This is a genomic window from Nakamurella multipartita DSM 44233 (assembly GCF_000024365.1).
In the GTDB taxonomy this organism is placed as follows: Bacteria; Actinomycetota; Actinomycetes; order Mycobacteriales; family Nakamurellaceae; genus Nakamurella; species Nakamurella multipartita.
Window position 1 is genome coordinate 1,138,914 of the sequence record NC_013235.1, and the last position, 19,758, is coordinate 1,158,671.

17 protein-coding genes are annotated in these 19,758 nt (G+C 70.5%); 6 read left to right on the plus strand and 11 right to left on the minus strand.

Annotated features, from left to right (window positions below):
- Positions 1–61: 61 nt before the first annotated feature.
- The 5 genes from NAMU_RS05165 to NAMU_RS05185 form a co-directional block, all read right to left on the minus strand.
- Positions 62–700, minus strand: coding sequence for a LutC/YkgG family protein (locus tag NAMU_RS05165; RefSeq protein WP_015746354.1), 639 nt, complete (start codon positions 698–700; stop codon positions 62–64).
- Positions 693–2,174, minus strand: a complete 1,482-nt coding sequence (locus tag NAMU_RS05170; protein WP_015746355.1) for a LutB/LldF family L-lactate oxidation iron-sulfur protein — start codon at positions 2,172–2,174, stop codon at positions 693–695. The genes NAMU_RS05165 and NAMU_RS05170 overlap by 8 nt, the downstream gene beginning before the upstream one ends.
- Positions 2,175–2,262: 88 nt before the next feature.
- A complete protein-coding gene (locus NAMU_RS05175) occupies positions 2,263–3,012 on the minus strand; it encodes a (Fe-S)-binding protein (protein WP_015746356.1) in 750 nt (249 codons plus the stop codon).
- Between the two features lie 109 nt (positions 3,013–3,121).
- Positions 3,122–4,813: an L-lactate permease gene (locus tag NAMU_RS05180; protein WP_015746357.1), complete on the minus strand. Its 1,692-nt coding sequence runs from the start codon at positions 4,811–4,813 to the stop codon at positions 3,122–3,124.
- 240 nt (positions 4,814–5,053) lie between these two features.
- Complete coding sequence (locus NAMU_RS05185) at positions 5,054–6,049, minus strand: LysR family transcriptional regulator (protein WP_015746358.1); 996 nt, start codon at positions 6,047–6,049, stop codon at positions 5,054–5,056.
- Between the two features lie 497 nt (positions 6,050–6,546).
- Here NAMU_RS05185 and NAMU_RS05190 point away from each other — a divergent pair, with 497 nt between their 5' ends.
- The 3 genes from NAMU_RS05190 to NAMU_RS05200 all read left to right on the plus strand — a co-directional run bounded on the left by NAMU_RS05190 (position 6,547) and on the right by NAMU_RS05200 (position 10,232).
- Positions 6,547–8,046 (plus strand): CitMHS family transporter, encoded by a 1,500-nt coding sequence (locus NAMU_RS05190; protein WP_015746359.1) that lies wholly within the window; start codon positions 6,547–6,549, stop codon positions 8,044–8,046.
- 108 nt (positions 8,047–8,154) lie between these two features.
- Positions 8,155–9,420 carry a CaiB/BaiF CoA transferase family protein gene (locus NAMU_RS05195; RefSeq protein WP_015746360.1) on the plus strand — a complete coding sequence of 422 codons (1,266 nt, stop codon included), beginning with the start codon at positions 8,155–8,157 and terminating at the stop codon, positions 9,418–9,420.
- A complete protein-coding gene (locus tag NAMU_RS05200; RefSeq protein ID WP_015746361.1) occupies positions 9,417–10,232 on the plus strand; it encodes an HpcH/HpaI aldolase/citrate lyase family protein in 816 nt (271 codons plus the stop codon). The genes NAMU_RS05195 and NAMU_RS05200 overlap by 4 nt, the downstream gene beginning before the upstream one ends.
- Before the next feature lie 151 nt (positions 10,233–10,383).
- On the opposite strand, the gene NAMU_RS05205 is transcribed toward NAMU_RS05200, so the two are convergent.
- Together NAMU_RS05205 and NAMU_RS05210 are read right to left on the minus strand one after the other, a co-directional pair.
- Complete coding sequence (locus NAMU_RS05205; protein ID WP_015746362.1) at positions 10,384–11,070, minus strand: response regulator; 687 nt, start codon at positions 11,068–11,070, stop codon at positions 10,384–10,386.
- Positions 11,067–12,758, minus strand: coding sequence for a sensor histidine kinase (locus NAMU_RS05210; protein WP_015746363.1), 1,692 nt, complete (start codon positions 12,756–12,758; stop codon positions 11,067–11,069). Before NAMU_RS05210 ends, NAMU_RS05205 begins: the two co-directional genes overlap by 4 nt.
- Before the next feature lie 187 nt (positions 12,759–12,945).
- Here NAMU_RS05210 and NAMU_RS05215 point away from each other — a divergent pair, with 187 nt between their 5' ends.
- The gene (locus NAMU_RS05215) at positions 12,946–13,935 is read left to right on the plus strand and encodes a Bug family tripartite tricarboxylate transporter substrate binding protein (RefSeq protein ID WP_015746364.1); all 990 of its coding nucleotides are present in this window, start codon (positions 12,946–12,948) and stop codon (positions 13,933–13,935) included.
- A gap of 262 nt (positions 13,936–14,197) precedes the next feature.
- Entirely contained in the window at positions 14,198–15,658 is a 1,461-nt protein-coding gene (gene yczR, locus NAMU_RS05220; RefSeq protein WP_015746365.1) for a MocR-like transcription factor YczR, read from the plus strand.
- 18 nt (positions 15,659–15,676) lie between these two features.
- Here yczR and NAMU_RS05225 read toward each other — a convergent pair whose 3' ends face one another.
- Entirely contained in the window at positions 15,677–16,108 is a 432-nt protein-coding gene (locus tag NAMU_RS05225; protein ID WP_015746366.1) for a CBS domain-containing protein, read from the minus strand.
- Between the two features lie 276 nt (positions 16,109–16,384).
- Between NAMU_RS05225 and NAMU_RS05230 the strand changes: the two genes are divergently transcribed.
- Positions 16,385–17,296 carry a LysR family transcriptional regulator gene (locus NAMU_RS05230; RefSeq protein WP_015746367.1) on the plus strand — a complete coding sequence of 304 codons (912 nt, stop codon included), beginning with the start codon at positions 16,385–16,387 and terminating at the stop codon, positions 17,294–17,296.
- A gap of 13 nt (positions 17,297–17,309) precedes the next feature.
- Here NAMU_RS05230 and NAMU_RS05235 read toward each other — a convergent pair whose 3' ends face one another.
- From NAMU_RS05235 to NAMU_RS05245, 3 genes are all read right to left on the minus strand, one after another.
- Positions 17,310–18,134 (minus strand): alpha/beta fold hydrolase, encoded by an 825-nt coding sequence (locus tag NAMU_RS05235; RefSeq protein ID WP_015746368.1) that lies wholly within the window; start codon positions 18,132–18,134, stop codon positions 17,310–17,312.
- Between the two features lie 161 nt (positions 18,135–18,295).
- Complete coding sequence (locus NAMU_RS30360; RefSeq protein WP_015746369.1) at positions 18,296–19,015, minus strand: hypothetical protein; 720 nt, start codon at positions 19,013–19,015, stop codon at positions 18,296–18,298.
- Positions 19,012–19,713: a phage tail protein gene (locus NAMU_RS05245; RefSeq protein ID WP_138179960.1), complete on the minus strand. Its 702-nt coding sequence runs from the start codon at positions 19,711–19,713 to the stop codon at positions 19,012–19,014. The genes NAMU_RS30360 and NAMU_RS05245 overlap by 4 nt, the downstream gene beginning before the upstream one ends.
- Positions 19,714–19,758: the final 45 nt, after the last annotated feature.

The following is a 19,758-nucleotide window of genomic DNA, read 5'->3' on the forward strand; positions in this document are numbered from 1 at the left end:
GTCCATCCTCAGTATGCGGGGTCGGGTCATTGTCGCCGGTGAGAGTGCCTCGATGGTCGGGTCAGCGCACGATGAGCACGGACAGGGTGCGGGGGCCGTGCACGCCTTCGACGCGTTCGAGTTCGATGTCGCTGGTGGCGGAGGGTCCGGCGATCATGGTGAGGGGTCGGACGGGGTCGAGGCGGGCGATGGCTTCGGGGACGGTGTGCACGATCTGCTCGGCGTGCAGGACGACGAGGTGGAAGTCGGGGACCAGGGTGATGGCGCGGCGGCCTTGGCCGGGGCCGCCGTCGAGGGTGATGGTGCCGGATAACGCGATGGCGACGGTGGCGGTGGTGACGACGGCGTCGATCCGGTCGAGTTCGGCGGGGGTGAGCACGGTGGGGGTGCCGTCGGTGGTCAGGGTGCGGCCGGAGCGGGCGGCGGCCGCGGCGATCGCCGGGTCCAGATCGGGTGCCAGCACCACCGACCGTTGATCGGTCAGGGCGGTGTCGATGGCGTCGGCGAGTTGGTCGGGGGTGATCTCGCGGACGTGGGCTTTGTAGTCGACGAGGCGGTCGATCATCAGTTCCAGCACGGGGGGGCTGCCGGGCGGGTGGTCCCCGACGCGGATGTAGTCGCGGGGGATGGGTGGTGGTGGGGTGGTGTCGGCGGCCAGGGCGCTGCGGATGCGGCCCAGGACGGTCTCGCGGCTACTCATGATGCGTTTCCTTCCACCATTGCCGGAACGTCTGCTTGGGCGGGGCGGGCATGTCCTTGGTGTGGGTCCAGGCCGATCCGGGGAACGGCAGGTGTTTGATCTTCTTGTCGCGGCCGGCGACGAGACGGCCGGCGGCCAGGCCTTTCTCGGCGGCGGCGAACCGGGTGGGGTCGCTCATGATCCAGGCGGCGGCTTTCATCGCGGCGTCCCAGCCGCCGGGGATGGTGCGGCCGCGGTCGGCGTCCACGGCGCGGCCGCGCAGTTCGACGAGCAGGTCCGGGATGGGGATCTTGACCGGGCAGACGTCGTAGCAGGCGCCGCACAGCGAGGAGGCGTAGGGCAGGGTCGAGTTCACGTCGTGGTGGCCGTGCATGCCGGTCAGTTGCGGGGTCAGCACGGCGCCGATCGGGCCGGGGTAGACCGAGCCGTAGGCGTGGCCGCCGGTGCGTTCGTAGACCGGGCACACGTTCAGGCAGGCCGAGCAGCGGATGCAGTGCAGCGCGGCCCGGCCGACCTGGTCGGCCAGGGCGTTGGTGCGGCCGTTGTCGAGCAGGATGAGGTGGAAGTTCTGCGGGCCGTCGCCCGGGGTGACCCCGGTCCACAGCGAGGTGTAGGGGTTCATCCGTTCCCCGGTCGAGGAGCGGGGCAGCAGCTGCAGGAACACTTCCAGGTCGGTGAAGGTGGGCAGGATCTTCTCGATGCCCATCACGGTGATCAGGGTCTCGGGCAGGGTCACGCACATCCGGCCGTTGCCCTCGGACTCGACCACGCCGATGGTGCCGGTCTCGGCGATGCCGAAGTTGGTGCCCGAGATCGCGACCTTGCTGGCCAGGAACTTGCGCCGCAGGTGTTCCCGGGCGGCCATCGCCAACCGGCGTGGTTCATCGGTCAGATCGGCCGGGGCGTCTTCCATTTCGGCCAGGAAGATGTCGCGGACCTCGGTGCGGTTGCGGTGGATGGCCGGGACCAGGATGTGCGAGGGCGTGTCGTGGCCCAGTTGCACGATCAGTTCGGCCAGGTCGGTCTCGACCGCGGCGATCCCGTTGTCCTCGAGGTATTCGTTGAGGCCGATTTCCTGGGTGGCCATCGATTTGACCTTGATGACCTCGTCGACGCCCTGCGCGCGGACCAGTTCGGTGACGATCCGGTTGGCCTCCTGGGCGTCGGTGGCCCAGTGCACGACGCCGCCGCGGGCGGTCACGTTGGCCTCGAACTGTTCCAGCAGCGCGGGCAGGTTCGACATCACCTGCGTCTTGGTCGCCGCGCCGGCATCACGCAACGCTTCCCAGTCGGGCATCTCGTCCACGACCAGGGCCCGTTTGCTCCGGATCACCGACGTGGCGTGGGCCAGGTTCCGCCGCAACTGATCGTTGGCCAACTCCCGCCGGGCCGCCTTCGGGAACGGCAACGCCCCCCGCAACGGCGACTCCTCCTGCGCCGCATGTCTTCTCGGGATGCCCAGGAACGTGCTCATGCCGTCGCCTTTCCAACTCGCCTCGCGGGCTCGGCGACCTGGACGCGGCGCCGGCAACTGTGTCGATGATTCGTTCGGCAAGCCTGCATCACGCTGCGACCTGCTCTCGGGTCGAGGCCAGGATCTGGGCCAGGTGGATGGTCTGCACACCGGTGTCGCCGCGGGACAGGCCGCCGCCGATGTTCATCAGACAGGACGCATCGCCCGCGGTGCAGACCTGGGCGCCGGTACCCACGACGTTGGCGACCTTGTCGGCCAGCATCGCCGAGCTGGTGTCGGCGTTCTTGATCGAGAAGGTGCCGCCGAACCCGCAGCACTGGTCGGCGCCGGGCAACTCGACCAGGTCGATGCCCTGGACCGCGCGCAGCAGCTGCAGGGGTTTCTCGCCCACCCGCAGCATCCGCAGCGAGTGGCAGGTCGGGTGGTAGGTGACCCGGTGCGGGTAGTACGCCCCCACATCGGTCACCTTCAGCACGTCGACCAGCAGCTCGGACAGCTCGTAGGTGCGGCCGGCCAACGCGGTGGCCCGGTCGGCCAGCGCGGTGTCCCCGACGCGGCGGGCCACCATCGCCTGCTGATGCCGGACCGACCCGACGCACGATCCGGACGGGGCCACCGCGACATCGAAGTCGGCGGCCTCGAACACCTCGACGTGCTGCCGCACCACCGGCACCGCTTCGGTGAGATACCCGGTGTTGACGTGCATCTGCCCGCAACACACCTGATCCGCTGGGAACACCACCTGATGCCCCAGCCGTTCCAGCAGCACGGTGGTGGCCTTGGCCACCTCGGGGAACAGCGCGTCACCCAGACAGGTGGCGATCAACGCGATACGCATGACGGGACTCCGGTCAACTCATGCAGCGGCGGAAAGAGTTGCAGGTACGGCGTTCGAAGCCATTCTCGGACGGCGCCGGGCGGGGCGCCGTCCGAGAACCGGTGTCAGGTCAGGGGATCATCCAGGACAGCACGTTGCTCTGCAGGTAGACCAGCACGCACATGGCCAGCAGCAGCCCGACGCTCCACTTCAGGACGCGGCGCAGGATGTCCGATTCCTTGCCGAGCAGGCCGACCGCGGTCGCGGCGATGGTCAGGTTCTGCGGGCTGATCATCTTGCCGACCACGCCGCCGGAGGTGTTCGCCGCGACCAGCAGCGTCGGGTCCAGGCCGGCCTTCTCCGCGGCCGACTGCTGCAGGGTGGCGAACAGGGCGTTGGCGCTGGTGTCCGAGCCGGTCACGGCGGTGCCGACCCAACCCAGGATCGGGGACAGGAACGCGAAGAACGCGCCGGTGCCGGCGGCCAGCCACTGGCCGATGGTGATGGTCTGGCCGGACATGTTCATCACGTAGGCCAGGCCCAGCACACTGCCCACGGTCAGCAACGCGAACCGCAACTTGTAGACGGTCTTGCCGAACTCCTTGACCGCCAGGCCCGGCTTGATCCGGTAGGCGATCATCACGATCACCCCGGAGATGATCAGCAGGGTGCCCGCGTTGGACAGGTACCCCAGGGTGTACTGGGTGGCCGTGGACGGCTTACCGGCCAGATTCAAGATGTTGCCGTCCGAGCCCGGCCAGCCGAACTTGATATCGGTGCTGGCCAGCCACGTCTTGAGCGGGGTGAACAGCTTGGCCAGCGAGAACACCACGATGACCACGATGTAGGGCAGGAACGCCATCACGGTCCGCCCGGCGGTCAACTTCTCCGTCGAGACCGCGGTGGCCACCGGAGCGCTGCCGCCGGATGGGCCGCCGGTCGGCTCGACGTGCTCCTCCTTGGCCGCCAGGGCCAGCCGCTCCCGGGCCTCCACGGTGCCCTTGGGCTTCCAGAACTTGAGCATCACCACGACCGAGACCAGCGCGGCCAGCGAGGCGATGATGTCGGTCAGCTCGACCGAGATGAAATTGGCGCTGACGAACTGGGCGATGGAGAAGCAGATGCCCGAGACCAGGGCGATCGGCCAGGTCTGCTTGATGCCCCGCTTGCCGTCCACGATCATCACCAGCAGCAGCGGCACGAACATCGCCAGGATCGGGGTCTGCCGGCCGACGACCGCACCGATCTCGTGATAATCGATGCCGGTCAGGTTGCCGGCCGTGATGATCGGGATGCCGATCGCACCGAACGCGACCGGGGCGGTGTTGGCCAGCAGCACCGTGGCCGCGGCCCGCATCGGGGAGAACCCAAGCGAGACCAGCATGACACCGGTGATCGCGACCGGGGCGCCGAACCCGGCCAACGCCTCGAGCAACCCACCGAAACAGAACGCGATGATGATCCCCTGGATCCGGGGATCGTCCGAGATCCGGTTGAACGCGGTCCGCAGATCCTCGAACCGGCCACTGATCACCGTCAGCTCGTACAGCCAGATCGCCGCCAACACGATCCACATGATCGGGAACAACCCGTACAAGATGCCCTGCGAGGCACCCAACAACGTCAGATCGACCGGCATCCCGAACGCCAGGATCGCCACCAGGATCGACGCCGCCAACCCGGCCAGGGCCGCGAAGTGCGCCTTCGTCTTCAACACACCCAGAAAGATGAACACCACAGCCAACGGGATGATCGACACCATCGCCGTGAGAAAAACACTGTCGCCGACAGCAGTGATGTCGGGCTGATACGGGGTCGCCATTGATCCTCCACGTGGTGGGAAACTCTCGTTCGTGCGCAAACGGTGTGACGGTGGATGTGCGCATCCGGAGACCGATGCTCATGGTGTCCGGTGATCAGATTGCGGTCCACCTGAGACGTGCTGTCGGCCTATGCCGATTCCGCATTCCGGCCATGCATCGTTCGATGCCGGACCGACAAGCAGTTGCTGGAGTTTGTCTCCCACGAGCATGGAGACTGGCTCGCGGCATCTGACGTCGCCTCACGACTTCGTCGGAGGCGATGAGGCCCCGCCGCCCATTCGGGTGCCGCCCGCGTCCGGCGGCCGGGATCCCGGTCCGCTGATGAGGTAGTCGGACAAACTCGCGGCGAGATCCACCAGCGTTGCCACGGCGTGATGATCCGCCAGCCAGGATGCGAACAGCGGTGCCGTCATCCGGCCGTCGGCCGTCATGACCGGTACCGGGACCAGACCGAAAGCAGGATGCCCGCAACCGACGGCCACTCCTCGTCCGGCGGCCGCATTGGCCATCGCCACCGGCGGCCAGTCGTATTCCTCCGCCGTCCGGTAGACCAGCCCCGCGTGGGCGGTGGCCTCGTCGATGATGTGCCGGACGTGCCGCCGGCGGTTCGGCAGGATCAGGGCATGCTCGACCAGCTCGGTCAGAGTCACCGACCCGTTCGCGGCAAGATCGTGAGTAGCCGGAACGAACGCGTACACGGTCCGCCGCGTGACGACCGAGACCGCAAGGTGTCCGGGCGGGATGTCGTCGTCGACGACCAGGTCGGCGTCCGCGTCGAGCGATGCATAGACCTGTCCCGCCTCGGCCGACCGCACGGCGAGCGGCGGTAGGTCGCGCCACGCGGATGCGATGAAGGGCGCCAGCACGTCGTAGGCGGTGACGGCGGACGCCGTGACCTGTACCGCCGTGATTGCGCCGCAGGCGATGTCGCCGGCAAAGGACTGGACATCGGTGGCCGTGGCCAGCAGCGTTCGGGCTCGCGGCAGCAGTTCCCGGCCCGCCGAGGTCAGCACCAGCCGGCCGTCGACGGGCCGGAACAGCACCAGGCCGATCTCCCGTTCCAGCCGGTGGAGTTGGCGGGACAGGGACGGCTGGCTGACGTACAGCTGCTGGGCCGCGGCGGTCACCGAACCGGCGTCGGCGACGGCGATGAAGCAGCGCAACAGCCGCAGGTCGACCACGTGCCGGGGACCGACCGTCCGCGAGGAACGACCGCGAGATGCATCCTGTTCCATGACCGCCTTTGGACGTGAGTGAGTCGATGGCGATGGCGTCGGTGATGGTCCGGCGGTCAAGGTCGGCACAGGTAGCCCTCCTACAGGCGGTGAACGTCGTTGTCGCGGGCCGGCCGTGGGGACGGGCAGCGTGCTGAGGTAGAGAGTCACTCTGGTTACTATGGTAAGACCAAACAATGTCATGACCATAGAGCATGTGTCGGCGCGTGTCCAGAGCTCGCGACGTATCGGCCGGCAACCACGGATCGTCGCCAACCGGGCAGTCGTCGCCGCGCGATCCGGGCTGCACCGGCCGGGCCTGTGGGCCGTTCGCATCGGTCGATCCGCAGTGCGTGGGTTGAGGCAACCCCACCCCCGCACCGCCGCGTGGTCCACCGGTGTCCACAACGACCACAACGACGCCAAAGACGAATAGCCGCACTTGTTTTTCCAAACATCGACGCTCCGCCATGCGCCCTTACGGTTTGTCTACCAGCGACTTTCCGAAGGGAGCACCGATGCTCATCGCCCTCGGCTGCGTGATGATCGCAGTCTTCATGTACTTGATTCTGAGTAAGAGAATCGTACCGGTGATCGCACTGATTCTGGTGCCGATCACCATGGGCCTGGTTGCGACCGGGACCGGAATTGCCGAAGACGTTGAGGGCGGCGTCACCGGCGCCATCATGAAGGCCGTCAAGGACTTCGCGCCGACCGCGGCGCTGCTGTTCTTCGCCATCATCTACTTCGGCCTGATGATCGACGTGGGCCTGTTCGATCCGCTGATCCGCTTCATCCTGCGGGTGGTCGGCAACAGCCCGGTGAAGGTCGTCCTGGGCACCGCCCTGCTGGCCGGTGCGGTCTCCCTGGACGGCGACGGCTCCACCACCTTCATCATCACCGTCTCGGCCCTGCTGCCGATCTACCGCCGGCTGGGAATGAGCCCGGTCGTGCTCTGCGTGGTCGCCAACCTGGCCAACGGGGTGCTCAACATCGTGCCCTGGGGCGGCCCGACGATCCGGGCCGCGACGGTGCTGAACGTCTCGCCCTCCGAACTGTTCAACCCGATGGTGCCGGGCATGATCATGGGCATCCTCACCGTCTTCGTGTTGGCCTACTTCCTGGGCCGGAGCGAGAAGAAGCGTCTGCTCAAGTCGGGGGCGACCCTGGAGACGGTGGCGGCCGAGCTGCGTGGCGGCTCCGGCGGGGGTACCGGCACCGCGGTGCTGACCGGCCCCGGCGCCGGTGGCGGCACCGGCACGACCACCGGGGGCGACTTCCCGCCGGTCCCGCCGGCCAACCTGAACCTGTCCTCGATCGCCCGCTCCGAGCTGGGCGTCACCGACAACGACGAGCACTCCGACATGGAGGACGGCCTCGATCCGAACCGGAAGACCCTGCGGCCCAAGCTGATCTGGTTCAACCTGGCGCTGACCGTCGGCCTGCTGGTCTGCCTCGGGCTGGACAAGCTGCCTTTGGCCCTGGTGTTCATGGTTGCCGCCGCGGTCGCGCTGGTGGTCAACTTCCCGCAGCAGAAGGATCAGGCCGACCGGATCACCGCGCACGCCACCTCCATCGTCTCGGTGGTCGCCATGGTGTTCGCCGCCGCGGTACTGGTGGGTGTGCTCTCCGGCACCGGCATGGTGACCGCGATGGCCAACGGCATCGTCTCCGCCGTCCCGGAACCGCTGGGTCCGTACTTCGCCGTGATCACCGCGATCCTGTCCATGCCGCTGACGTTCTTCCTGACCAACGACGCGTTCTACTTCGGCATCCTGCCGATCCTGTCGCAGGCCGCCGGTCACTACGGGATCTCCCCGGTGGAGATGGCGCAGGCGTCGATCATCGGCCAGCCGGTGCACATGACCAGCCCGCTGGTCCCGGCCATGTTGCTGCTGATCTCGCTGGCTCGGGTGCAGATGGCCGACCATCACAAGAAGGTCATCTGGCGGGCCGTCGTCTGCTCGATGGTCATGCTGGCCACGGCCCTGGTCCTGGGCGTCATCCCGGTCGGCTGATCCACCCGGCCCACCGCCTGTCCCGGGTCCGATGCCTCCGCCGTCGGGCCCGGGACGGCTCCACCCCTCACCCTCTTCCCGACCGCCCCGATCTCGAACAGGAGTGACATGACCGTCACGCACGAAACGTCCCAGCCCATCAACGATTCCGTTCTCGACGAGCCCGACCTGCAGGAAAGTCGCCGCCAGCAGGGTCCGCTCGCCGGGTTCCGGGTGATCGACGCGGCCACCGTCTACGCCGGGCCGCTGGCCGCGACGATGCTCGGTGACTTCGGCGCCGAGGTCATCAAGGTCGAGCACCCCACCGGCGACTCGGCCCGCACCCACGGCTGGCGCAAGCAGGGCAAGGGTCTGTGGTGGAAGACGTTGGGCCGCAACAAGCGCACGGTCACCGCGAAGCTGTCCGACCCGCAGGGTCGGGAGCTGTTCCTGGAGCTGGTCCGCACCGCCGACGTGCTGATCGAGAACTTCCGGCCCGGGGTGTTCGAGAAGTGGGACCTGTCGCCGGCCACCCTGCACGAGATCAACCCAGGGCTGATCATCCTGCGGGTCACCGGGTTCGGGCAGGAGGGCCCGTACGCGCAGCGGCGGGCGTTCGGCACGCTGATCGAGGCGATGAGCGGCCTGGCCCACATGACCGGCGACCCCGACGGCCCGCCGACGCTGCCGCCGTTCGGGCTGGCCGACGGCGTGTCCGCGCTGGCCGGCGCCTACGCCGTGACCATGGCGCTGCTGCACAAGGAGCGGGGCGGCACCGGCCAGGTGATCGACCTGTCCCTGCTGGAACCGCTGCTGCTGATCCTGGGCCCGTCCCCGTCGGTGTACGACCAGCTCGGCCAGGTGCCCGGACGGCACGGCAACCGGTCCCCGAACAACGCGCCGCGCAACACCTACCTGACCAGGGACGGCCGCTGGGTGGCGGTCTCGACCAGCTCGCTGTCCGTCGCCGAGCGGGTGCTGACCCTGGTCGGGCACCCCGAGGTCACCACCGAGCCGTGGTTCTCGTCGGCGGGTGAGCGGGTCGAGCACGCCGACGAGTTGGACGGCTACGTGGCCGACTGGATCGCCGCCCGGGACGAGGCCGAGGTGGTCAGCGAGTTCAACCGGGTCGGCGCCGCGCTGGCCTCGGTCTACACCGTGCACGACCTGATGACCGACCCGCACGTGATCGAGCGCGACATCATCACCACCGTCGACGACGAGGACTTCGGGCCGCTGAAGATGCAGAACGTGATGTTCCGGATGTCGGCCACCCCCGGCGGGATCGACTTCACCGGAAGGGATCTGGGCGCCGACAACGAAGAGGTCTACGTCAAGGAGCTGGGCCACAGCCTCGATCGCATCCGCGGTCTGAAGGACGCGGGTGTGCTGTGAGGACGCCGGTCAGCTACCTGTTCGTGCCGGGCCATCGCCCCGATCTGATCGCCAAGTCGGCCCGCTCCGGGGCCGACGCGGTGGTCGTCGATCTGGAGGATGCCGTGGCCCCGGCCGATCGCCCCGCCGCCCGGGCCACCGTCCGCGAGGCCCTGCTGGCCCGGCGGGAAGCGCCCACCGGACAGCAGTGTTGGGTCCGGATCAACCAACCGGGCACCGCGGACGCCGAGGCCGACCTGGCCGCCCTCGGCGACCTGCTCACCCACGCCCGGGTGCCCAAGGTGGACGACCCGGCGCAGATCGACTGGGTTGCCGCGCGGGCCCCGCACCTTCGCACCACCCTGCCGGCCATCGAGTCGGCGGCCGGGCTGCTCGCCGCGCCGGCGATCGCGGCCCATCCGCGGGTCTGCCGGCTGGGTCTGGGCGGCGTGGATCTGGCCAACGACCTGGGCTGCGACGGCAGTGCCGCGGCGCTGGCCTACCCCCGGTCGGTGCTGGTGGTCGCCTCGCGCGCGGCCGGCCTGCCCGGCCCGGTGAACAGCGTCTACGCCAAGCTCGATGATCCGGAGGGTCTGCTCGCGCACGCGCGGGCGGCCCGGGCGATCGGGTTCGGCGCCCAGTCGGCGCTCACCCCGCGGCAGCTGCCGGCGATCACCCAGGTGTTCGGTCTGGCCCCCGAGCGGATCACCTGGGCCCGGGAGGTGCTCGACGCGTTCCGCGCGGCCGGGGGCGCCGCCTGCCGCACCCCCTCCGGTGACTTCGTCGACCTGCCGGTGGCCCAGGAGGCGCAGCGGATCCTGGCCGCGGTCTGACCCCACCCCCACCCGGCCGTGCCGTGCAGTTGATCATGGGAAGAAGCCCGTTCTGGCGCAGCCAGAACGGGCTTCTTCCCCATGATCAACACGGGTGCGGGTGCGGGTGCGGGCGCGGGTGCGGGTCGGGTGCGGCGGGCGGGGGTGCGGGTCAGACCAGCCGGTACAGCCGCTCGGGGCGGCCGGTCTTGCCGTACTTGAGCCGCACCTGGGCCACCCCGGTCTGCTCCAGGTACTCCAGGTAGCGGCGGGCGCTGACCCGCGAGATGCCCACCCGCTCGGCGCATTCGGTGGCCGACAGGGCCTCGTCGGCGCTCAGCGAGCGGCGGACCAGATCGGCCGTTTCCCGGCTCAGGCCCTTGGGCAGGTCGGCCCGCGGCCGGGTGGTCGAGCCGCCGACGCCGAACAGCTGGTCGATCGCACCCTGGTCCACCTCGGCGGTGTCCAGCAGGGCCCGGGCCTTGCGGAAATGGGCCAGCTTCTCGGCCAACGCGGTGTACTCGAACGGCTTGACCAGGTAGGACATCGCGCCGCCCTGCCAGGCCTCGCGGACCGCGTCCAGATCGCGCTCCGCGGTGACCACGATGACGTCCACCCGGGGGTGCTCCTGCCGGGCGATCCGGAGCACCTCCAGACCACTCATGTCCGGCAGGTGCACGTCCAACAGCATCAGATCCGGGCTCAGCTCGGCCAGCTTGGCTAGCGCGTCGATTCCCGTGCTGGCCACCCCGTCCACCCGAAACCCGTTCTGGGTCTGCAGGAACCGGCAGTGGATGCGGGCCACCATGAAGTCGTCGTCGACGACCAGCACCCCGAACTCGGCCTGCTCGCTGCTCATGCCCGCTCCTGTTCCCGTTCCGATGCATCCGTCGCCGGGTCGGCGTCGGCGGCGTCGCCGGCCACCCGCCCCAGCACCGCGGTGAACACGGCGCCGACGGCGGTGGCCGCGTCCTGACCGCTGCGCACGCCGACCCAGCCGCCCCGGCGAAGGCAGATCATCCGCACCAGGGACAGCCCGACTCCGCGCCCGCCGGCGACTGTGGACGACTTGGTGGAAAAGCCCCGGGCGAAGACGAGATCGTCGGCGTTCTGGGGGATTCCGGGTCCGCTGTCGGCGACCACGATCCGCACCTGGGCCGGATCGGAGACGATCTCGACGGTCACCGTCGCCTCGGCCGAGTTGGCCACCGCGTCCAGCGCGTTGTCGACCAGGTTGCCCAGCACGGTGCCCACGTCGGTGGACAGGTCGGCGCCGAGCCGGTCGCAGTGCGAGTCGGGCGACAGGATCAGCTCCACCCGCGACTCGGCGGCCAGGCTGGACTTGGCGATCAACAGCGAGGCCACCGGCGGGTCCTTGATCAGGTCGCGGATGGTCGAGTCGACCTGGGCCCGCCGCGCGGTGATCGTCGCCAGGTACTCGCGCAGCTCCTCGTACTCTCCGAGCTGGGCCAGTCCGGAGATGATGTGCAGCTGGTTGTCGAACTCGTGCGTCTGGGCCCGCAGCGTCTCCCCGACACTGCGGGTGGCCCCCAACTGGCGCTGCAGGGCGATTAGGTCGGATCGGTCGCGCAGGGTGGTCACGGTGCCGATGGCCTGCCCGCTGCGCGGTCCCTCCCGGCCGGCGGTGCGGGCGGTCCGCCGGTTGGCCACCAGGAACCGGTCGCGGTGCAGCACGACCACATCGACCCCGGCGGCCCGCCCGGCCAGCACGTCGACCACGTCGTCCTCCAGGCCCAGCTCGTCCACCGGCCGGCCGACGCAGTTCTCCGGCAGGTCCAGCAGGTCGCGGGCGCCGTCGTTGGCGATGGTGATCCGCCCGCCCGGGTCGACGCCGATGACCCCCTCGCGGATGGAATGCAGCAGCGCCTCGCGCTGGTCGGTCAGGGTCGCGATCTCGGCCGGTTCCAGGCCGCGGGTCTGCTTCTTGATCCGCCGGGCCAGCAGGAACGAGCCGGTCAGGCCGGCCAGCGAGGCCAGGCCGAGCAGGAAGGCGACCTCGGGCACGTCGGAGACCAGCGACGACCAGGCGCTGGGGTAGGCCTCGCCGACCACGGCCAGCCCGACGGCCGCCGGGTCGCCCGAACTTGCGGTGGCGAACACCGGGGTGCCGGCCACGATCAGCTCGTCCCCGGCCAGGGCCAGATCGCCGTCCCAGGCGCGCCCGCTCCAGGCGCTGTCGTCGGGCAGGGTCAACCGGGTGCCGACCAGGGTCGGGTCGGTGGCGGCGACGATGGTGCGGTCCAGGTCGGCGATCAGCACGACCGAGGTGCCCGACTGGATGCGGGTTGACTCCACCACGGGCGCGAGGTCGGCGGCCGCGGTGGCGCTGCCGATCCGGTCGCGCACGGTGGGATTGGCCGCCAGGCTCTCGGCCGCCCCCAGGATGCGGTCGGCCGCGTTGGTCCGGAACTGGGCCTGGGACTGCCGGGCGGACACGGCCGCGGCCACGATCAGCACCAGCGCGACGACGCCGAGTTGGAGCACCAGGAACTTGCCGGCCAGCGTGTGCGGCAGCCAGCGACGCATCAGGCGAGCCTCCTCGCTCGGACCTTTGGACCGGTCGGCTCCGTGGCCATCCCCGTGCCCTCACCTTAGGGTGAACCGCTCACCCAGGGTGCCGAGCGCGGGTTGACCACAACGATCACTACGACCTTTGCGAGCGCAAGGTCGATCGGCCTCGCCGCATGCCAGGCTGGTCCCGAGGAGGCGCACTGTGTCCAGGTCGGTCCGCGCGGGCATCGCGCTGCTGCTGGGCTGCCTGCTGGTCCTGAGCGGGTGCTCGATGGGGACCCTGGTCGAGCCGACCGGGGGCGGCACCGATCGATTGCGGATCATGGTGCCCAACGTCCCGGGCGGTGGCTACGACGTGACCGCGCGGACTGCGGTGTCGATCGCCGAACGGTCGGGCATCGCCGACGAGCGGATCGCCGTGTTCAACCTGGCCGGCGACCAGGGCCTGGTCGCGCTGTCCCGGCTGCTGGACGAGACGGGCAACGGGCGGTTGGCCATGTTGATGGGCCTGGGCGTGGTGGGGGCGACGATCGCCACCGGCAGCTCGCATCGGGTCACCGACGGCACCCCGATCGCCCGCCTGCTGCAGGAACCGGAGGCGGTGCTGGTGCCGGCGGATTCGCCGTACCGGGACCTGGCCGGCCTGATCGCCGCCTGGCGGGCCGATCCCACTGCCGTCGCGATCGGCGGCGGGTCGGCGGTGGGCGGGCCCGACCACCTGATGACGATGCAGCTCGCGCAGGCGCTCGGGCTGGACCCCCGGCAGGTGCACTACGGCACGTTCGACGGCGGGGGCGCCCTGCTGCCGGCCCTGCTCGACGACCGGATCGATGTGGCCGTGTCCAGCCTGGTCGAGTACACCGAGCAGATCCGCTCCGGCCAGCTACGGGTGCTCGCGGTGTCCGGTCCGGACCGGGTCACCGGGGTGGACGCGCCGACGCTGACCGAGGCCGGCGTCGACGTCGTGTTCACCAACTGGCGCGGCGTGATCGCCCCACCCGGGATTTCGGCGGCCGACCGGGCCGCGCTGACCGAGCTGTTCGCCGGCCTCGAGCAGACCCCGGAGTGGCAGCAGAAGCTGGCCGAGAACCACTGGACCGGGGCGTTCCTGGCCGGCGACGAGTTCGACGCGTTCCTGCACGCCGAGGATCAGCGGGTCCGGAACACCCTGGCCGAACTGGGCCTGGGCTGAAACCCGGAGACCGGCCGAGCCGCATCGGTCCAGTTAGGTCCAACTGGACCGATCTCGCGCGGCCAGCAGGTCGGCCCGGCCGCGGATCGCGTCCCGGTCGTCCAGCGCTGCGAGATCGCTAGGCTGCCAGAATCTCTCTGCCTTTCGGCGGGAAGACTCGCGGTAGTGGGACCAGCGTCGGCGTAATGAGTTCGTCGTCATGCCCTCCATCGTGTGGAGGACTGGCTATGAATGAAAGGGCCAGCCGCGGCATACTGGCCTGATGAGTACCCATCTGCTGTCGGCCGGCCGCCTGGCCCGGGACCTGGCCGACTGGCGCGACGACGGGCAGCGGCCGCGGCCGGCCTTCCGGGCGTTGGCCGAACGGATCAGCGTGCTGGCCCAGGACGGCCGGCTGCCCACCGGCAGCGGGTTGCCGGGGGAGCGCGAGCTGGCCACCGCCCTGCAGGTCAGCCGGACCACGGTGACCGCCGCCTACGCGCTGCTGCGGGAACGGGGCTACCTGGACTCCCGGCAGGGCGCGCGGAGCACCGTGATGCTGCCGGTCACGCAGGCGGCCGGCTCCGCGGTCGGGTACCGGTTCGGGGTGATGAACGATCCGGACGACGCCGTGATCGACCTGTCCTATGCGGCACCGCCCGCGTTGCCGGCGGTCGGCGTGGCCTACCGGGAGGCGCTGGCGTCGATGCCCGAGCAGCTGGCCGGGCACGGATTGGGCGTGTTCGGCATCCGGCGGTTGCGCCAGGCGGTCGCCGACCGCTACACCGCCCGCGGAGTGCCCACCCGTCCGGACCAGATCCTGATCACCCACGGCGCGCAGCAGGCGATGTCGTTGGTCGTCGCGGTGCTCACCGCCCCCGGCGACCGGGTGCTGATCGAACATCCGACCTACCCGCACGTGCTCGAATCGATCGCCGCGGCCGGCGGGCGGGCGGCCCCGGTGCCGCTGCTCACCGACGAGGGCGCCGCCGGGTGGGACCTGGAGGGGTTGCGCGCGGCCGTCCGGCAGTTGGCTCCGAGCCTGGCCTACCTGGTGGTCGACCACCACAACCCGACCGGGTTGACGCTGGGCGAGGCCGGGCGGCGCGAGCTGGCCGGGATCGCCCGGGCCGGCCGGATGACCCTGGTGGTGGACGAGTCGATGGCCGAGATCGTGCTCGACGGCGAGCGGATGCCGCCGATGGCCGCATTCGGGCCGGCGATCAGCATCGGCAGCGCCTCGAAGCTGTTCTGGGGCGGCCTGCGGGTCGGCTGGGTGCGGGCGGACGAGGCGACGATCACCCGGCTGGCCACCGCCCGCGCGCCCCTGGATCTGGGCGTGCCGCCGTTGGAGCAGCTGGCCGTCGCGCTGCTACTGGAGCAGGCCGACCCGCTGATCGCCGAACGCACCGCACAGCTCCGCGGCCGGCGGGCGGCGTTGACCGACGCGTTGCGCGCGCAGCTGCCGGACTGGCGCTGGCTGCCCGGCGTCGGGGGGATGTCGCTGTGGGTGCAACTGCCGCGCCCGGTGTCCTCCCGGCTCAGCGCGGTCGCGGTGGAGTTCGGGGTGGTGACCACCGCCGGCCCGCGGTTCGGCATCAACGGCGCGTTCGAACAGTGGGCCCGGCTGCCCTACGTGCACGAACCGGACCGGCTGCGGGCCGCCGTGGCCGGCCTGGCCGGCGCCTACCGGGCCGTCACCGCCGGCGCCGGCGTCCGGCCCGAGCCCTCGGTGATGGTCTGACCGGGCGGGCGGGGAGGATCAGCCGGAGGAGATGTAGTCCATCAGCTGATCGTGCTCGGTCTGCAACTCGTCGACCCGATGTTTGACCACATCGCCGATCGAGACGATGCCGGCCAGCTTTCCGTCCACCACCACCGGCATGTGCCGAAAGCGTTTGTCGGTCATGGTGATGGCCAGGGAACGCAATTCGTCCTCGGGTTCGCAGGTCAACACCTCCGCGGTCATGATCTGCCGGACGGTGGCGGTGAGCACCGCCGGCCCCATCGTGGCCAGCGCCCCGACCACGTCCCGCTCGCTCAGGATCCCGCTGATCGACGCATCGTCGGCGCTGACCACGACGGCCCCGATCCGGCGTTCGTGCAGCGTGGCGACGGCGTCGGCGACGCTGGCGTCCGGGTCGATCGTGGCGACCGCGCTGCCCTTTCGGTTCAGAATGTCCTTCACCCGCATGTGCGCTCCCGCAATTCTCGGTTTCAACGGCGGCGTGTCATCGAAATTCTGATGAGACCGCCGAGCTTAGTCCGTCGATCCGAATAATTGCCTGATCAACGGCTCATCGTGTATTCGAGCGCGCAGCGGGGGACAATTGCGCACAGGGCGCGGCAGAATTCAACAGAGTTCGACAATGCCGCGGCAGCGGACGGGGCGAGGGGCCGGAACGACGGTGGGCGGCGGGCCGTCGGCCCGGCGTTCGATCGCGGGGGCCCGATCCGTCATCCTGATCCGATGGAGCTGCGCAGTCTGGAGTACTTCGTCGCGGTGGCCGAAGAGCTCTCGTTCACCCGGGCCGCCCAGCGCTGCTACGTCACGCAGCCGACGATCAGCGCGCAGGTGCAGGCCCTGGAGCGGGAGGTCGGCGAGTCACTGTTCGACCGGACGCCCCGCGGGATCGTGCTCACCGACGGCGGACGCACCTTACTGCCCTACGCCCGTCGTTGCCTGGCTGCCGTGGCGGACGCCAAGGCCGAGTTCTCGGCCCGGGCCGGCCTGCTGCGCGGTGCGCTGCACGTCGGGACCGGCGGCGGGATCGAGCACACCACGGTGCCGACCCTGCTCGGCCGGATGCGCCAGCGCCATCCGGGCATCGACATCCACGTGACCGAGGCGACCAGCGCGCCCCTGCTGGACATGGTGCTGCAGGGCCGCCTCAACGCCGCGGTGATCGCCCGCCCGGCGGAGCCGCTGCCGGCGGCCATCACCGCCTCGGCGATGTTCACCGACCGGCTGGTGGCGGTCTTCGACCCCGACGCGATACCGCTGCCCGGTGACCCGGTCCCGCTCGGCGCCCTGGCCGGCCAGCCGATCATCACCTACCCGCGGACCAGCGGGCTGCGCGCCCGGCTGGAGGACGTGGCGACCGAGATCGGCGTGACGCTGACGGTCAACTACGTCGCCAACGACGTCCGGCTGCAGCTGGCCTTCGCCCGGGAGGGGGTCGGGGTGGCGATCAGCGCCGGGTCGGACCCGGCCCTGAGCGACCTCGCCGGCCTGACCCGGCGGTCGATCTCGCCCTCGATCGGGTTCGACAAGATCCTCATCTGGCGCAACGACCTCACGCCGTGCGCGCCGCTCCGGGCGTTCCTGCAGCTGTGGCGGGAGTTTCGAGACGTCGACGAGGAGGGCGAGAAGACCGCCTGACCCGGGCCGCCGGTCAGGACCGGATGAACTCGAGCAGGTCGGCGTTGATCACGTCGGCGTGCGTGGTCGGCATGCCGTGCGGGTAGCCGGGATAGGTCTTGAGCGTTCCGTTCGGCAGCAGTGCGGCCGACAGCGGGCCGGAATCGGCGTAGGGCACGACCTGGTCGTCGTCACCGTGCATCACCAGCACCGGGATCTGCACCGCGCGCAGGTCCTCGGTGAAATCGGTCTGGGAGAACGCCACCACCCCGTCGTAGTGGGCCTTGGCCCCGCCCATCATGCCCTGCCGCCACCAGTTGGCGATGATGCCCGGATCCGGTTCGACCCCGTCCCGGTTGTAGCCGTAGAACGGGCCCGACGGGAACGACCAGAACAGGGACGCCCGGTTGGTCGCGACCTGCTCCTGCAGCCCGTCGAAGAACGACTTGGGCAGCCCGCCCGGGTTGCTCTCGGTCTGCACCATGATCGGCGGCACCGCGGCGATCAGCACGGCCTTGGCCGCCCGCTCGACGCCGTGCCGGGCCAGGTAGTGGATGACCTCGCCGCCGCCGGTGGAATGGCCGACGTGCACCGCGTCGTGCAGATCCAGATGATTGACCACCGCGGCGAGATCATCGGCGTAGTGGTCCATGTCGTGGCCGTCGGCGACCTGCTCGGAGCGGCCGTGACCGCGCCGGTCGTGGGCCACGACGCGGAAGCCGTGGCCCAGGAAGAACATCAGCTGGGTGTCCCAGTCGTCCGCGGACAGCGGCCAGCCGTGGCTGAACACGATGGGCTGGCCCGATCCCCAGTCCTTGTAGTAGATCTCGACACCGTCAGCGGTGAGCACAGTGGGCATGTCGCAGCTCCTTGGTCGGATGGCCGGCGGGTCGCCGAAAACCGTTCCCCGGCGCGAGATTACCGGCCGGCGGCGGCCCTGCCCAGGCCGTCGGGAACCGCGCCCGAGGATCCGGCATCGCAATCTCCGATGGGGGCATCGGGCCGGGCTATCGCCCCGGCCTACTGCATCATGATCAGCAGGACGATCAGCACGATCGCGACCAGCGCCATCACCCCGGCGACCACCCACCACCAGTCGAAGCCGGGCGCGGGCACCGGCTCGGGTTCGGGGTCCGGCTCGAAGACGATGATCGGCTCGGGTTCGGGCTGCGGCTCGGGCTCGGGAATGTCGACCGGATGCAGCGACAACGCGCAGCGCACGCAGATCTCGGCGGACGGCGCGTTCGGTTCCGCGCAGTGCGGGCAGATCAGCGACGCGGTGGCCGCGCGCCCGACCGTGCCGGGCAGCCGGCGCAACGACGCGCCGGACTCCTCGCCATCCGGGGCGATCACCGTGCCCTTGGCCCAGAACAGCGGGAAGTCGCAGGTGCGGCAGAAATCGTCGGCCGAGCGGCGGGCCATGTTCACCGTGGCCAGCTGCCCGCACTCCGGGCAGGTGACCACGTCGGTGGCGCCGGAGGTGCGGCGGTCGGGTAGTTCAGTGGCCGGCGGGGGCTGGTACCCGCGGACGAGTTGGGGCGACTCGTCGACGACGATCGGCCAGCCGCCCGCCCCCGCCGGGCCGGCGCCGGCCGGGACCGGCCCGGTCAGCACGGCGGTGCGCTCCGGATCGGCGGCCCCGGGGGGCTGCAGCCGCGGGGATGCCGGGCCCGGGGATGCCGGGCCCGGGGATGCCGGCCGGGGGGATGTCGGCCCCGGGGGTGTCGGCTCGGTCGTCATCGGTCGTCCTCCACGGTTGACAGGGCGCGCCGGCCGGCGACCCACAACTCCACCCGCACATGCGCGGGCACTTCGTCGCGCAGCAGGGCGATGAACTCCTGGTCGGTCAGGTGACCGGTGCTGCGCACCTCGATGCGCACCCAGGCCACGTCCCGCGGTGCGTCGCCCTCCCGCCACACCCCACCGCCGTCATCGATGGTGGCCGGCCCGCCGGAGAGCATCTGGACGAACTCGCGCAGCCCGTCGACGGTGCCGCGGCGGGCCAGCGAGCGGGCCGAGGAGCGCACGATCAGCCGTTGCAGGTCCTCGGGCAGCGAGGCGTCCACCGAATCGACGCCGATCCACCCGGCCAGCGCCTGCAGCATCGGCACCGGGGTGACCGTCGCGTCGGCGACGTGCTCGACCAGATCGGCGTCGTCCAGCAGCGTGGAGGCCAGCTCCTGGAAGATCCCCACGAAGCGCACGAAGAAGTCCTGCTCGGCCATGCCCACCGGGAGCTGGTCGACCAGCCACCGCGGGTGCCGCGGCGGGCGACCGACCCGCAGGCCCCGGCGCACCGGTGCCCCGGACGGGGCGGCGGGCACCCCGACCACCGGATGCACGTGCAGGGCCAGCGCCCCGCCGGTGGCCGCGGTGGTCACCGTGGGGGCGTCGGCCGGCACCGACGCCGGACCCGGGTCAGCCGGCGTCGTCGTCATTGCTGTCGGTGTTGCTGTCGGTGTCCCTTTCGGAGGTTCCGGCGG

What these genes read in the sequence shown, in the direction of transcription:
- NAMU_RS05165 (WP_015746354.1), bottom strand. Translation starts at nt 700, where the DNA reads ATGAGTAGCCGCGAGACCGTCCTGGGCCGCATCCGCAGCGCCCTGGCC.
- NAMU_RS05170 (WP_015746355.1), bottom strand. Translation starts at nt 2,174, where the DNA reads ATGAGCACGTTCCTGGGCATCCCGAGAAGACATGCGGCGCAGGAGGAG.
- NAMU_RS05175 (WP_015746356.1), bottom strand. Translation starts at nt 3,012, where the DNA reads ATGCGTATCGCGTTGATCGCCACCTGTCTGGGTGACGCGCTGTTCCCC.
- NAMU_RS05180 (WP_015746357.1), bottom strand. Translation starts at nt 4,813, where the DNA reads ATGGCGACCCCGTATCAGCCCGACATCACTGCTGTCGGCGACAGTGTT.
- NAMU_RS05185 (WP_015746358.1), bottom strand. Translation starts at nt 6,049, where the DNA reads ATGGAACAGGATGCATCTCGCGGTCGTTCCTCGCGGACGGTCGGTCCC.
- NAMU_RS05190 (WP_015746359.1), top strand. Translation starts at nt 6,547, where the DNA reads ATGCTCATCGCCCTCGGCTGCGTGATGATCGCAGTCTTCATGTACTTG.
- NAMU_RS05195 (WP_015746360.1), top strand. Translation starts at nt 8,155, where the DNA reads ATGACCGTCACGCACGAAACGTCCCAGCCCATCAACGATTCCGTTCTC.
- NAMU_RS05205 (WP_015746362.1), bottom strand. Translation starts at nt 11,070, where the DNA reads ATGAGCAGCGAGCAGGCCGAGTTCGGGGTGCTGGTCGTCGACGACGAC.
- NAMU_RS05210 (WP_015746363.1), bottom strand. Translation starts at nt 12,758, where the DNA reads ATGCGTCGCTGGCTGCCGCACACGCTGGCCGGCAAGTTCCTGGTGCTC.
- yczR (WP_015746365.1), top strand. Translation starts at nt 14,198, where the DNA reads ATGAGTACCCATCTGCTGTCGGCCGGCCGCCTGGCCCGGGACCTGGCC.
- NAMU_RS05225 (WP_015746366.1), bottom strand. Translation starts at nt 16,108, where the DNA reads ATGCGGGTGAAGGACATTCTGAACCGAAAGGGCAGCGCGGTCGCCACG.
- NAMU_RS05230 (WP_015746367.1), top strand. Translation starts at nt 16,385, where the DNA reads ATGGAGCTGCGCAGTCTGGAGTACTTCGTCGCGGTGGCCGAAGAGCTC.
- NAMU_RS05235 (WP_015746368.1), bottom strand. Translation starts at nt 18,134, where the DNA reads ATGCCCACTGTGCTCACCGCTGACGGTGTCGAGATCTACTACAAGGAC.
- NAMU_RS30360 (WP_015746369.1), bottom strand. Translation starts at nt 19,015, where the DNA reads ATGACGACCGAGCCGACACCCCCGGGGCCGACATCCCCCCGGCCGGCA.
- NAMU_RS05245 (WP_138179960.1), bottom strand. Translation starts at nt 19,713, where the DNA reads ATGACGACGACGCCGGCTGACCCGGGTCCGGCGTCGGTGCCGGCCGAC.